The organism is Paraburkholderia sp. 35.1 (genome assembly GCF_050436525.1).
GTDB lineage: Bacteria > Pseudomonadota > Gammaproteobacteria > Burkholderiales > Burkholderiaceae > Paraburkholderia > Paraburkholderia tuberum.
The window spans coordinates 1299212-1312924 of record NZ_JBNDMJ010000002.1; the positions used below are offsets into that span (position 1 = coordinate 1299212).

Genomic DNA, 13713 nt, shown 5'->3' on the forward strand with positions numbered 1-13713 from the left:
TCGACCTTGGGGCTATTGCGGTTGCCCGTTGCCCAATAGCGCGTCCGTCGTGAGGACCGTGCAGTACTCTTGATCGAGGTTGGCCAGTGACATCGCGTGAATGTCGTCGGCGCTGCGCGGCGTTCCGTTCCAGTCGGTCCGTGCAAAAGTGAAACAGCCGTCGGCCACTAGATAGGTATCGAAACCGAGGTTGCCGGCCATCCGCACCGTGGCCTCGACCGAGTTGTTGGTGATGACACCCGCCACGACCAGCGTCGTGTGGCCGGCGGCGCGCAGGCGGTCTTCGAGTCCCGTGCCGATGAACGCGTTATTCGTGCGTTTCGCAATCACCGGTTCGTCGGGCAACGGCACGTTCGACGCCTTGAATTCGTGTCCCGCCTGACCCGGCCGGTAGTGCGACCCAGGCTCCGTCGAGTCGTGCCGCACATGCCACACCGGCCAGCCTCGGCTACGCCAATGCGCGAGCAAGCGGCTCACCTGCGTTTCGGCTGCGGGATTGTTGCGCTCGCCCCAGCTCGGATGATCGATCGCGCGTTGCAGATCGATCAACAACAATACGGCGCCGGCGGAAGGAGCGGGAGAACGCATGGGTCGAATGAGTCTGTGTGGGTGTCGATATGATTCTGGCAGACTTTACCGTATTGGCGCCGTCAATAGCCATGTATGATGGCGGGCTCGCGCCCGGCAGGGCGCCCTGCGCGGGCGGCTTGCGCGGATCGCGCGCCGTCTGCCGCGCCCACCGGGCCGCAACGCATTCATTCACGATGATCCAGAGGAAGACCGCCATGACGGCTGCAACGCAATTCGACCAGGTTTCTGTTGTCAAACGAGCCAACGTGTACTTCGACGGCAAGTGCGTGTCGCACACCGTGCTGTTCGCCGACGGCACGCGCAAGACGCTCGGCGTGATCCTGCCCGGCACGCTGAACTTCGGCACCGACGCGCCGGAGCTGATGGAAGTGCAGGCGGGCAAATGCCGCATCCGTCTCGACGGCAGCGATGAGTGGAAGACCTATGGCGCGGGCGAATCGTTCTCGGTGCCTGGCAAGAGCCGCTTCGATATCGATGTGGTTGAAACGCTGGACTACGTTTGCAGCTATCTGTAAGCGGCTTTAAGGCGCGTGCAGTGGGATAAGAAAGACCTATTGCAAGCAGCCGGGACGGCTTGGACAATGGACCCAGGCTATCTTTGCTCAGATGTGTTGAAGAGACAACACGCAAGCATTCGCGAGTGCGTGCTTGAGCCAGGTGCTCAGAATGGGCCGTCCATTGCGCTTCGCTTCGACGATGAACCTTACGCTGTCTCTTTCGCCACGATCTCCTCGATCACCTGCACGAATTGCTCGACCGGCTGGCCGCCGGTCACCAGATAGCGGCGGTTGAAAATGATCGACGGCACCGATTGAATGCCCATTTCCTGATTGTTCTTTTCCGCTTCGCGCACTTCATCGGCATACGCGCCGCTCGTCAGCACGTCGCGCGCTTCGTTGGCGTCGAGTCCTACCGACTGGGCCGCTTCGACCAGCACGTCATGGTTGCCCGGATTCTTGCCGTCGGCATGATACGCGCGCAATAGCGCGAGCTTCAGCGGTAACTGGTGGCCCTTCAGGCCGGCCCAATGCAGCAGGCGGTGCGCGTCGAACGTGTTGTAGGTGCGGATGCGCGGACCGAAATCGAAGCCGACGCTCGCGCCGCGTTCGCGGATCATCGCCTGCGTTTCGGCGATCTGCGCGGCCGTGCGGCCGTATTTCTTGCCGAGATACTCGACGATGTCTTCGCCGTCCGGTGCCATCTGCGGATTCAGTTCGAATGGATGCACGACGATACGCGCGTCGATTTTGTCCTGAAGCCGCGCGAGCGCGAGCTGCAGCGACGACAGGCCGATCGCGCACCACGGGCAGGCGATGTCGGAAACAAAATCGATGGTGAGCTGCTGTTTCATGGTTGTCCTGGCGGAATGAACTGCGATGCGGCGGCGGCAAGTGCGGCCGCAACGAAACCGACAGCGTAGCGTGAATCGTCCGTCCGTGCAGTGCGGCTGAATTTGACCGCAAGACCCGGAGTGTTTTCCCGCCACCACACTCGTACACTAAGTTCATCGAGCTACCTACCTTGATGGCGCGGGCGACGAGCCCGCGCCGCCCACTCATCGACGATGAACGCAATCGCTCCCACCCAAACGATCGACCACCGCGTCGACGCACTCGACTGGCCGCGGATCGAACACGATCTCGATCAGTACGGCTGCGCCGCCGTGCCGCAACTGTTGACGCCCCGCGAATGCGACGCGCTGAGCGCGCTCTATACACGCGACGCGCTTTATCGCAGCCGCGTCGTCATGGCGCGCCACGGCTTCGGTCGCGGCGAATACAAGTACTTTGCGTATCCGCTGCCGTCGCTCGTCGGCGGCTTGCGCGGTGCCCTTTATCCGCACCTCGTGCCGGTCGCGAACCGCTGGAACATGGCGATGGGCATCGACGTGCGCTATCCGCCGAAACATGCGGATTTCATTCGACGCTGCCGGGACGCCGGCCAGGTGCGTCCGACGCCGCTGATCCTGCAATACGGCGAGGGCGATTTCAATTGCCTGCATCAGGATCTGTACGGCGAACACGTGTTCCCGCTGCAGGTTGCGGTACTGCTGTCGGAGCCGGGGCGCGACTTCACAGGCGGCGAGTTCGTGATGACCGAGCAGCGTCCGCGCATGCAGTCGCGTGCCGAAGTCGTGCCGCTCGCGAAGGGCGACGCGGTCGTGTTCACCGTGAACAGCCGGCCCGTGCAGGGTACGCGCGGGCCGTATCGCGTGAATCTGCGGCACGGCGTGAGCCGCCTGCGCTCGGGACATCGGCATACGGTCGGCATCATCTTTCATGATGCGCTGTGAGGGCCGCTGTCGGCGCAATGGCGCAACACCGCGTGCCGTGAGACGATAACGGCCACGATTCCAGCGATCTGCCGCCATTGTCGTGAGATCCGTCGCCTCGTCCCATGGAAAACCTGCTCAAGAAACTCGATCTGACTTCGCTGCGTCTGTTCGTCGCCGTTTGCCAGGAGCGCAATATCGCGCGCGCGGCGCAGCGCGAGTTCATCGCGTCGTCGGCGGTGAGCCGGCGCATCGCCGAGATCGAGGCGCTGATCGGCCTGCCGGTGATTCAGCGGCAGTCGCGCGGCATTACCGTGACGCCGGTCGGCGAGACCGTGCTGCGCTACGCGCTCGCGATCATCGGCAATATCGAGCAGATGAGCGCGGAGTTGTCGCGCTTTTCGACGGGCGTCAAAGGGCGCGTGCGGGTGGTTGCGAATCTGTCGTCGATCGTGCAGTTTCTGCCTGAAGACGTGGCCGCGTTCGGCCGCGCGTTCCCGGATGTAGCGATCGAACTCGAAGAAGAAAACAGCGCGGACGTGCTGCGTATCGTCGACGAACACGGCGCGGACTTCGGCATCTGCAATCCGGTTGCTGGAAGCGAGGCGTTCGAGCAGGTGCCGTACCGCCAGGACCGGCTCGCGGTGCTCGTGCCGGGTGGGCATCGGCTCGCCAGCGCGGCGCGGGTGAACTTCGACGATCTGTTGCACGACAGCTTCGTCGGCTTGCGCAGCGAAAGCGCGCTCACACGTTTGCTCGCGCAGCAGGCGGCGAGCGCGGGGCGGCAGCTCGAGGTGCGCATGCGCGTGAGCAGTCTCGATGCGCTGTGCCGGATGGTGCATGCGGGGCTCGGCATCGCGATCGTGCCCGAGCCGGTCGGCCTGCTCTACGTGAACACGCTCGACGTGCGGCTGCTGCCGCTTGCCGATGCGTGGGCGGAGCGTCATCTGATCATCATCTTCAAGGCGCGCGAGCAGTTGAGCGCGAGCGCGGCCGCGCTGGTGTCGTTCCTCGGCAATCCGCCTTAGACGATTCCACCACCCGCACTGCGCGCCACCGCTCCGCCATCGAGCATTCGCGAAACGAGACGGCAGCGTTGCCGCACCGGCACTTCGGCATCCGCCTTGCGCACCGTATAGTGAGCGCAAGGAGAACGCAGTGATGAGCGATACGATTCGTTTGGACGGCCGCGTGCTGTACCTGTCGCAAGACCCGGCCGTGATCGAGGCGCAACTGGCCGGCGAAAACTTCACTCGCGACACGGCGGGGCCGTTGCGCGACAACGTGTCGACGGACGAGATCACGCCCGTCACCGTAATGCTCACCTACGACGAGCGCCTCGGCCAGTACCCGTACGTCGGCTTCAAGGCCGGCGAGCGTCTGCCGATCGGCCGCAATGCGGTGAAGGACGGCGGCTTTCGCGTGACGGTGGCCGGCAAGCGCTACGGCAAGGGCTCCTCGCGCGAATCGAGCCCGCTCGCGGAGTTGTCCGCAGGTATTCGCCTGATCGTTGCCGAGAGCTTCGAGCGTATCTATCAGCAGAACTGCGACAACATCGGCATTCTGACCACGACCGATTTTTCCGTGCTCGATCGCTTGCTCGCAGGCGAAGCGGTGCCGATCGACGAATTCCTCAAAGGCCGCGACTCGCTCACGCAGCAGATCATCCGCAGCGGCGGGCTGCTTGCGTATAGCCGGTTTGCGGAGTGGCCCGCGCCGGGCGGCCGCGCGAGCGATGCCCCGAACGAGGCGCCGGGCGCCGAGCCGAAAACGCTGGTCGAGAAGATCATCGACCGTCATCTGCATCCGGGCACCGCGAGCGCGCAGCGCGGCGACGGCGTGTTCATCGCCGCCGACTGGCGCTTCAGCCACGACTATTTCACCGGCATGTGCGCGCATCTGATGCATCGGGCGTTCGGCAAGCCCGCGCCGCTGCATGCGCCGGATCACATCATCGCGTTCCAGGATCATCTGGTGCTCGCGCCGCAGAGCATCCCTCACGTGCGCGACGGTCTGTTGCCGGGCGTCGCGAATCTGATGGAAGGCCACACGTCGTTTTCGCGCGGCTACCCGGTGCGCTCGCACGGCGCGCTCGATGGTGTGCCCGGCTCCGAGGGCATCTGTCATGCGTTGATGGCCGAGCAATACGCGCTGCCGGGCCAGGTAGCATGCGGTACCGATTCGCACACGCCGCATTCGGGCGCGCTCGGCTGCCTCGCATTTGGCGCGGGCGCGACCGAAATCGCCAATAGCTGGGTCACGGGCTACGTGCGCTGCAAAGTGCCGGAGACGCTGCGCATCGAGATCGACGGTCAGTTGCGCGACGGCGTGACCGCAAAGGACGTCGTGCTGCATCTGCTGCGGATGGAGGCGATTCGCTCGGGCGGCGCGATCGGCCTCGTGTTCGAATACGGCGGCGCGGCGGTGCGCGCGATGTCGATCGACGAACGTGCGACGCTGACCAACATGGTCGCGGAACTCGGCGGCTTCACCGGCATCGTCGAACCGGACGAGTGCACGGTCGCGTTCCTGAAGGAGCGGCGCGGCGTCGATTTCGTGCTGGAAGGCTGGATGAAAAGCGACGCGGACGCGACCTATCGCGACACGATCCATATCGATGCGAACGCGATCGAACCGATGCTCGCGCGTCCGGGCGACCCCGGCAATGGCGTGCCGGCGACGCGGCTCGAACAGGACGTCGCGATCGATATCGCGTACGGCGGCTCGTGCACCGCGGGCAAGCGCGAGGACTTCGATTTCTATCACGAGGTGCTGCGTTGGGGCGTCGAGCACGGCCTACGGGTGCCCGAGCGCACGCGTTTGTATCTGCAATTCGGGACGATGGCGGTGCGCGCGTATTGCGAGGAGCAGGGCTATCTGCCGGTGTTCGAGCGCGCGGGCGTGACGCTCGTGATGCCTGGCTGCGGCTCGTGCGCAAACTGCGGACCGGGACAATCGGCCAACCCGAACGACGTGACGATCAGCGCGATCAACCGCAATTTCCCCGGCCGTTCGGGACCAGGCGACGTCTGGCTCGCGAGCCCGTACACGGTCGCGGCGAGCGCGCTGGCCGGGAAAATCACCACGTTCGAACAATTGCAACGCGGGCACGGCTAGAATGCTGGCCGGACTCCGGCCGACCCATCGTGGCGCGTGCGACGCGCGACAAGACGCGAGGCCGGCATCGAACCGGCCGCGGTAAGCGATCAGCCCTGCCGTAAAAGCAGTCGCAACAGAAGGAGACAGACAACATGGCATTCCCCGATCCCGCGGGGTCCGTCGCGCGCAGCGGCGGTACCGTGGCGCATTCCACTGACGCGGCCGGCAGCGCCGAGCGCGGCGCGCCCGCGCAGGTGACGGGCCACGCATCGCTCGACGCCGGCAGCATTTCGGCGCGCCTCGACCGCTTGCCCGCCACGCGCTCCGTCTGGAAGCTGGTGGTGCTGCTGAGCCTCGGCTTCTTCTTCGAACTCTACGACCTGCTGTACTCCGGCTATATCGCGCCGGGCCTCGTGAAAAGCGGCATGTTGACCGCGACCACGCATGGCCTGTTCGGCTCGACCGGCGTCGCGAGTTTCATCGCCGCGCTGTTTGGCGGCCTGTTTATCGGCACGATCGCGTGCGGTTTCCTCGCGGATCGCTTCGGGCGGCGCGCGGTGTTCACCTGGTCGCTGCTGTGGTACACCGCGGCGAACCTCGTGATGGCGTTTCAGGAGACCGCGACGGGCCTTAATTTCTGGCGCTTCGTCGCCGGTGTCGGCATCGGCGTCGAACTGGTGACGATCGGCACGTACATCTCCGAGCTGGTGCCGAAGCAGATCCGCGGCCGCGCGTTCGCGTGCGAGCAGGCGGTCGGCTTCACGGCCGTGCCGGTGGTCGCGTTTCTATCGTTTCTGCTGGTGCCGCGCACGCTGTTCGGTCTGGACGGCTGGCGCTGGGTCGTGCTGATCGGCGCGCATGGCGCGCTATTCGTCTGGTGGATTCGCCGCGCGTTGCCGGAAAGCCCGCGCTGGCTCGCGCAGCAAGGACGTCTCGCCGAAGCCGACCGCGTGATGAACGCGCTCGAGGCGAAGGTACGTCACGAATATGGCCGCGAGTTGCCGCCGCCGGCGCCGCCGGTGCCGATCCCACCGCGCGGCAGCTTCCGCGACATGTGGGTGCCGCCGTACCGCAGCCGCACGCTGATGATGACGATCTTCAACATCTTCCAGACGGTCGGCTTCTATGGCTTCGCGAACTGGGTGCCGACGCTGCTGATCAAGCAGGGCATCACGATCACGACGAGCCTGATGTATTCGAGCGTGATCGCATTGGCCGCGCCGCTCGGTCCGATCATCGGGCTGTTTATCGGCGACCGCTTCGAGCGCAAGACGGTGATCGTCGTGATGGCCGGCGTCAATATCGTGTGCGGGTTGTGGTTCAGTCAGGTATCGGGTGCGGTGCTCCTCGTGAGCCTCGGAGTGTGCCTGACGCTGGCCGGCAACATCATTTCGTACAGTTATCACGCGTACCAGACCGAACTGTTTCCGACCAGCATCCGGGCGCGCGCGGTCGGCTTCGTCTACTCGTGGAGCCGCTTTTCCGCGATTTTCACGGCCTTTCTGATCGCGGCCGTGTTGCGCTACTTTGGCACGACCGGCGTGTTCGTGTTCATCGCGGGCGCGATGCTGATCGTGATGCTGGCGATTGGCTTGATGGGGCCGAAGACGAAAGGGCTCGAACTCGAGAAGATATCCACCTAGCGAAGGCCGGCTGTCGAGCCGGCCCGCCGCCATGTGCTGTATTGGCTATGCCCTCAATGGAATGCACGGTCAGAGCGCCGGCCTTCCTGCAAAGCGGGGTCCAGGACTGCTTCAGGTGCCCACAGGACGGATCGACAGCGCGTTCTTGACCGAAGTTACGCCAGGTACCCCTTTCGCCACCTCGGTTGCCCGGTCGCTTTCTGCCTGAAGCGGTACGCTGCCCTGCAGCGTGACAGCACCATCGCGGGCGCGAACTGTGATATTGGCCGTGGAGATGTTCCTGTCTTTCACCAGCGCATTTCGAACCTGACGCTGTAGCGCCCGGTTCGCTGCTTTCATTGACTTGTAATGCGATCGGGCTTCGGGCGTCGTGGTCGGGGCAGACGCAGGGGCGTTAGCGTTGCTCGCCTGCGCATAGGCGTGAATCGAACCCGAAATCAGAAGGGCGGTACCGACCAGTTTGACGGCGTGGATTGCTTTCATGCATCTTCTCCTGTCGTTGCAGATCGTTGGGGCTACAGATTCAGGGATATCACACACACGCCCCCACAATATTTCTGAGGCGGATCAAATGGCACTATAGGACAATAAAGGGTTAGGTCAAGCAACAATGCAAATCCCGCCAATTGCGCGAACAACCGAAGAAATTAGAATACTTCAAATTATGATGGCGCTCTAACTCTGTTGATAGGGTTGCAAATCAAAACCAGGGATTAGTTTTTTTCCGCCTTTAATCACGGATTACCGGCGTCTGATTGACATTTTTAGCCGTCCCCGATGTAGCGGCACAGTTACATTGCGCCGTCGATTTACGCCGGCCTCGGGAGCGCGGAGCATGCGATACGCGACCCGCGGCAACTCGCCCTGCCGCACCTTTGCTGTGCATAACACGCACTCCGATGAAGAGGCCGAGCCCCGTCCATGGTGAAGTAGGCAATTCGTCCATGCTCGCAGTCGCGCGTTCGCCGCCCCGATCAAAACAACTGCTTCTGCCCCGACATCAGCGTCGTGAAATCGTCGCGTAGCAACGGCAGAATCGCGTCGGCAACCGGCTGCAATTGCCGCGTCAGATAGTGCTCGTAGTCGATCGCCGAGCGCAGCGTTTCGAGCGGCTCGGGGCCGGCCACCGTCATCACATAGCTGATCCAGCCGCCGTTCTGATATTGCAGCGGACGTCCCTGCTGGCGATTGAACTCATCGGCGACGCGTGCCGCGCGCACATGCGGTGGCACGTTGCGCTCGTAAGCGTCGATCGGTCTGCGCAACTGCTTACGATAGACGAGCTGATCGTCGAGCCGGCCGGCGAGCGTATCGCGCACATAGTCGCGCACGTAATCCTGATACGGCTGCTGCTTGAAGATGCGCCGATACAGTTCCTGCTGAAACTGCTGCGCAAGCGGCGTCCAATCGGTGCGCACGGTTTCGAGCCCTTTGTAGACCACGTCCTCGCGGCCGTCCGGCAATACCGTAAGTCCTGCGTAGCGTTTCTTGCTGCCTTCCTCGGCACCGCGCACCGTCGGCATGAAAAAGCGCCGATAGTGCCGCTCGAATTGCAGTTCCAACGCACTGTCGATACCGAAGCGCGCCTGCAGCTTCTGCCGCCACGCCGCGTTGATATGTTCGACGAGCGCGCGGCCGATGCGCGCGGCGTCTTCCTCGTCATGCGCGTGCCTGAGCCAGACGAAGGTCGAATCGGTGTCGCCGTAAATCACTTCGTAGCCTTGCGCCTCGATCAGCTCGCGTGTCGTGTGCATGATCTCGTGGCCGCGCATCGTGATCGACGACGCAAGCCGCGGATCGAAGAAGCGGCAACCGGTCGAGCCTAGCACGCCATAGAACGCGTTCATGATGATCTTCAGCGCCTGCGACAGCGGCTTGTTGTGCTCGCGCTTGGCCGCTTCGCGTGCCTGCCACACCTGCGCGACGATCGACGGTAAGCAGTGACGCGTGCGTGAAAAGCGCGCGCCGAGAAAGCCCGGCACCGAGCTCGCGTCGTCGGGATGCAGCATGCCTTCGACCAGACCGAGCGGGTCGATCAGAAACGTGCGGATGATCGACGGATACAGGCTCTTGTAGTCGAGCACGAGCACCGAGTCATAGAGCCCGGGCCGCGAATCCATCACGAAGCCGCCGGGGCTCGCGGCGCCGGCCACGTCGCCGAGATTCGGCGCGACATAGCCCTGCCGATGCATGCGCGGCATGTACAGATGCGTGAACGCCGCGACCGAGCCGCCGCTGCGATCGGCGGGCAGGCCGGTCACGGTCGCGCGTTCGAGCAGGAACGGCAGCAACTCGGTCTTCGCGAAGATACGCGTGACGAGCTCGCAGTCCTTCAGGTTGTAACGCGCGAGCGCGGGCTTGTCTTCGTCGAAGCGGCGCTGGATTTCGTCCATGCGCTGATACGGATTGTCGATCGCTTTGCCTTCGCCCAGCACCGAGCGCGACACGTATTCGAGGCTGAACGACGGGAAGCTCCACGTCGCCGAACGCAATGCCTCGATGCCGTCGATGACCCAACGACCCGCCACGCCCGCGAAAAAGTGATTGCGCGTGACGCCGTGTTCGCGCCACTCCATCACCGCGCCGCCTCGTCCGATGCGCAGCGGCACGCGATACTGCCCGGCATGTTGTTGCAGTACCTTCAGGTCGAACTGCACGAGGTTCCAGCCGATGATCGCATCGGGATCGTGCCGCTCCATCCACTCGATCAGCTTTTCGAGCAGCTGTGCGCGGGTTTCGCAGTATTCGAGCTTGAAGTCGATGGCGTCGGTGACGTTGCCGATGTTGCCGAGGTTGCCATTCGGCGGCCCAAGCATATACACCTGCCGCTCGCCGCAGCCTTCGAGCGCGATCGAATATAGCTCGGCATGCGCGCTCGTTTCGATGTCGAGCGACACGAGCTTCAACGGCGGACGATAGTCGTTGGACGGTTTGAGTTCGCTGTCGAGCCAGGGGCCATCGAGCCCCGGACCATTCTGCCGCGGCACGCCGCTGAACCACACCGGCGCGGTGATGAAGCGCTCCATCATGTAGCGCTCGGGCGGCTGGATATCGGCTTCGTAGACATCGACACCGCTTTCTCTAAGGCGCTTCTCGAAGCCCTTCAATTGCCGGTATTGCGCACAGTAAAGCCCGCTGACCGGCCGATGCTGGAAGTCGCGCAATTCGAGCGAACGCAGATCGAGCGGCGCGTCGCGGCGCAGGATCGTTTCGGCGCGTTCGCGATGTTCGGCCGGAATGAAGGCGACGGACGGCTGAGGGCGCAGACGGATGTGGCGCGGCCCGCTGTCCGTGGCCAGCCAGAACTCGATTTCCGTGCCGGCGGGCGTGTCCCGCCAATGTCGGGTCAAAATGAAACCCTGCTCGAACTCAGTCAAACTTCCACCTTTAAAGCGGCGCAATCGTTGCGCGATTTTACCGCCGCAGGCAGGGACTGTTGAACGGGCAATGAAAAGGGCGCTTCGTACTGAAGCGCCCCAACCAGCACGGCTTCATCTCTTCAAAGCCGGTTCAGTTCGTTCCCGGTTCGCTCAAGCTTCGAGCGCCAGCGTCGCGAACGTGGCGAGCCAGTGCTCGCCCATGTAGTCGCCGGTCACATGCGGCAGCGCGCTGTGCAGATGACGCTCGGCCGCATCGAACAGCACGGTGCGACGCACGTCGCCGGCGGGCAGCGCACGCGCGAGCGCACGCTGGCACCACGCGCGGCTCAGATTGAGCCCGTCCAGATGCGCGATCTTGCCGTCGCTGCGATCGGTCACGGTGACGGGCTCGAACAGCGTCGCCGGTTTTTTCGCGCCGAGGTCCGGCAGGAAGCGTCCGAACCAGTCGGTGAACTGCGCCGACGGCAACACACGCCGCATCAACTCCGCTTCCATCAGCGACGGCGACAGGAATTCGTCGCCGGCCGGCTCCCATGCCTGACACGCGACGTCGTCCAGATACCAGCGCTCCGCGGTGCTGACGATCAGCGCCTCGAGCGATTCGCGCGAGGTTTGCCGCGCGAAATCGAGCGTCAGCGCGAGCGCGAACGCCATGTTGAAGTGAGTGCCGACGCGCAGCGGATAGGTTGCTTTCGGCAGGAACTCCTCGAAGCGCTCGACGAACGCCTGAGTGAGCGGCGCGAACGTCTTCGCACAGCGCGCGGCTTCCGAGATTTTCATCGACTGCAACTGCGCGCCGAGCGCGAGCAGCCACGCCCAGCCATACGGCCGCTCGAAGCCGCGGTTGTGCGGCAGCTCCAGATACGCGAGTTCGCCGGCGACGTTCGCCGCGGTGAAATGCTCGTCGACCACGGCGACGATGCGCGCGGCCTCGGGCAGATCGGGGAAGCGTTCGAGCAGATGCAGGATCAGCCAGTAACCGTGCACGCACGAATGCCAGTCGTAGCTGCCGTAGAAGATCGGATGCAAGGCGCGCGGACCCTGCACGTCCTGCGGTCCTTCGAGCGAGTGCGTGAGCTTGTTCGGGTATTCGCGCGTGAGGTGGGCGAGCGCGACATTGGCGAATCTGGACGCGAATTCGCGGGTGAGCTGGGTGGTCATCGGCGGTTCCTCAGAAGCGGAATACGAACACGTACGACAGTATGGTGTTGACGATCGGCAATAGTAAAGCGGTCGGCCATTGCGCCTTGATCACGCCGTTCCGGTCCTTCAGTTCGAGCAGCGCGGCGGGGACGATGTTGAAGTTCGCCGCCATCGGCGTCATCAGCGTGTCGCAGAAACCGGATTCTTCGTTTCGACGAAGGGCGCGTACTTGAGCGTCAGCGTACCGACCAGCGTGATGAGAGCACGCGGCCGGTGGTGGCCGCATGCAGGCGCCCGAACGCGCTGACGATCTCCACCGTCTGCAAGCCGCCGGCCATCCCGGTCGCGACGCCGGCGATCGTCATCACCAGCAGCGCGTTGAAGCGCAATGCGAAGCCGAGTGCCACGCTCGGCACGCCAATCAAAACCCCCATCCGGCTCTCCTTGCTTCGTTTCCTCGACGCTTGGCGACGGAATCTAACGCGAGACTTTATTGATAAATAGTCGATAAAATCTACTCATCGGGTAAACGCCGAGAAAGTGGCAGCGTGTGCGGGAAACGATCAACCCGCGGTCATACCCTCCGCCGTCAACTGCCGCAACTGCTCCAGCAGCTTGACCGCCGGGCTCGGCAGAATCCCCTGGCGCCGCCGGAACGCGGTCAACGTGCGCCGCCCGACCACGCTTGGGACGCCGAGCGTATCGAACACGCCGGCCTTGCTTTCGGTCACGTACATCGTCGACGCCATCCAGCTCAGAAAGCCCGAACGCGCGACCAGGCTCTTCAGCGCCGTGACCGAGCGCGTTTCGACGACGACGTTCGGCAGTCCCAGCCCGCGCTCGGCAAACACGCTCTGCATGTGCTCGAACGGGCCGGTGCCGCGTGGCGGAATCGCCCAGCGTTCGCCCAGCGTGTCGGCGAGCGTGAGGTCGGGCTTGCGCCGCAGCGGATGATCGAGCGCGGCGACCACGTAGCTCGCGTCTTCCCAGCGGCAATCGGCGATCGCGGTGATCTCGTCGGTATCGGGCACGGCCATGCTGAGCGCGAGATCGATCTGACGTTTGACGAGCGCATCGGCGAGCCGGTCCCACACGCCCTCGATGATCTCCACGCGCAGGTTCGGCCACTTCGTCAACACGCCGCTCACCGCGAGCGGCAGCACGAGGCTCGCGATGCTGCCGACCGCGCCGACGCGGATCGTGCCGCGCGCGAGGCCGCGCATCGCGTCGATTTCCTCGCGCGCCTGTTCGGCTTCGCGTTGCAGCAGGATCGCGTGCGGCAGCAGTGCCTCGCCGACCGCGGTCAGATGCATGCCGCGCGAATGCCGCTCGAACAGCGGCGCGCCGACCTGTTCCTCGAGACGTCGGATGGTCCGGCTCAAGGCCGGCTGCGTGATGTGCAGCGCTTCGGCGGCGCGTCCGAGGCTGCCGCTCTCGACGATCACCGCGAACGCCTGCAGTTGTTGCAGGTTGTAAGTCATGCCGAAAGGTAATGCCTTTTTGCGAATTGGGCAATTTTCGGCTACCCCGGCGGCCGTGATAATGGCCATTCGATTTTTCGCGCTCACCAGACAGGAGACTTCGC

Annotated in this window: 12 protein-coding genes and 1 pseudogene; 5 read left to right on the forward strand and 8 right to left on the reverse strand. The window is 64.0% G+C overall.

The window, feature by feature from the left end:
- Nucleotides 1–12: 12 nt before the first annotated feature.
- A complete protein-coding gene (locus OKW27_RS11980) occupies nucleotides 13–588 on the reverse strand; it encodes a cysteine hydrolase family protein (RefSeq protein WP_429333580.1) in 576 nt (191 codons plus the stop codon).
- 197 nt (nucleotides 589–785) lie between these two features.
- Here OKW27_RS11980 and OKW27_RS11985 point away from each other — a divergent pair, with 197 nt between their 5' ends.
- Nucleotides 786–1106 (forward strand): pyrimidine/purine nucleoside phosphorylase, encoded by a 321-nt coding sequence (locus OKW27_RS11985; protein WP_008917257.1) that lies wholly within the window; start codon nucleotides 786–788, stop codon nucleotides 1104–1106.
- A gap of 188 nt (nucleotides 1107–1294) precedes the next feature.
- Here OKW27_RS11985 and OKW27_RS11990 read toward each other — a convergent pair whose 3' ends face one another.
- Nucleotides 1295–1942 (reverse strand): DsbA family oxidoreductase, encoded by a 648-nt coding sequence (locus OKW27_RS11990; RefSeq protein WP_429333581.1) that lies wholly within the window; start codon nucleotides 1940–1942, stop codon nucleotides 1295–1297.
- A gap of 213 nt (nucleotides 1943–2155) precedes the next feature.
- On the opposite strand from OKW27_RS11990, the gene OKW27_RS11995 reads away from it, so the two are divergent.
- The 4 genes from OKW27_RS11995 (at nucleotide 2156) to OKW27_RS12010 (ending at nucleotide 7605) form a co-directional block, all read left to right on the forward strand.
- Entirely contained in the window at nucleotides 2156–2884 is a 729-nt protein-coding gene (locus tag OKW27_RS11995) for a 2OG-Fe(II) oxygenase (protein ID WP_429333582.1), read from the forward strand.
- 104 nt (nucleotides 2885–2988) lie between these two features.
- Nucleotides 2989–3891 (forward strand): LysR family transcriptional regulator, encoded by a 903-nt coding sequence (locus tag OKW27_RS12000; protein ID WP_090806843.1) that lies wholly within the window; start codon nucleotides 2989–2991, stop codon nucleotides 3889–3891.
- Nucleotides 3892–4024: 133 nt separating this feature from the next.
- On the forward strand, nucleotides 4025–5980 hold the full coding sequence (locus OKW27_RS12005) for an aconitase family protein (RefSeq protein ID WP_429333583.1): 1956 nt from the start codon (nucleotides 4025–4027) through the stop codon (nucleotides 5978–5980).
- Between the two features lie 134 nt (nucleotides 5981–6114).
- Complete coding sequence (locus OKW27_RS12010) at nucleotides 6115–7605, forward strand: MFS transporter (RefSeq protein ID WP_090806839.1); 1491 nt, start codon at nucleotides 6115–6117, stop codon at nucleotides 7603–7605.
- A gap of 111 nt (nucleotides 7606–7716) precedes the next feature.
- Here OKW27_RS12010 and OKW27_RS12015 read toward each other — a convergent pair whose 3' ends face one another.
- The 6 genes and pseudogenes from OKW27_RS12015 to OKW27_RS12040 all read right to left on the reverse strand — a co-directional run bounded on the left by OKW27_RS12015 (nucleotide 7717) and on the right by OKW27_RS12040 (nucleotide 13609).
- Complete coding sequence (locus OKW27_RS12015) at nucleotides 7717–8088, reverse strand: BON domain-containing protein (protein ID WP_429333584.1); 372 nt, start codon at nucleotides 8086–8088, stop codon at nucleotides 7717–7719.
- A gap of 491 nt (nucleotides 8089–8579) precedes the next feature.
- Nucleotides 8580–10982 carry a DNA polymerase II gene (locus OKW27_RS12020; RefSeq protein ID WP_429333585.1) on the reverse strand — a complete coding sequence of 801 codons (2403 nt, stop codon included), beginning with the start codon at nucleotides 10980–10982 and terminating at the stop codon, nucleotides 8580–8582.
- Between the two features lie 153 nt (nucleotides 10983–11135).
- On the reverse strand, nucleotides 11136–12146 hold the full coding sequence (locus OKW27_RS12025; RefSeq protein ID WP_090806833.1) for a DUF2891 domain-containing protein: 1011 nt from the start codon (nucleotides 12144–12146) through the stop codon (nucleotides 11136–11138).
- Between the two features lie 10 nt (nucleotides 12147–12156).
- Nucleotides 12157–12330 (reverse strand): annotated as a pseudogene (locus OKW27_RS12030) (5-oxoproline transporter, DUF979 family subunit); the annotation flags it as partial.
- Between the two features lie 34 nt (nucleotides 12331–12364).
- On the reverse strand, nucleotides 12365–12562 hold the full coding sequence (locus tag OKW27_RS12035) for a 5-oxoproline transporter, DUF969 family subunit (protein WP_429333586.1): 198 nt from the start codon (nucleotides 12560–12562) through the stop codon (nucleotides 12365–12367).
- A gap of 129 nt (nucleotides 12563–12691) precedes the next feature.
- Nucleotides 12692–13609, reverse strand: a complete 918-nt coding sequence (locus OKW27_RS12040; RefSeq protein ID WP_429333587.1) for a LysR family transcriptional regulator — start codon at nucleotides 13607–13609, stop codon at nucleotides 12692–12694.
- Between the last annotated feature and the right edge of the window lie 104 nt (nucleotides 13610–13713).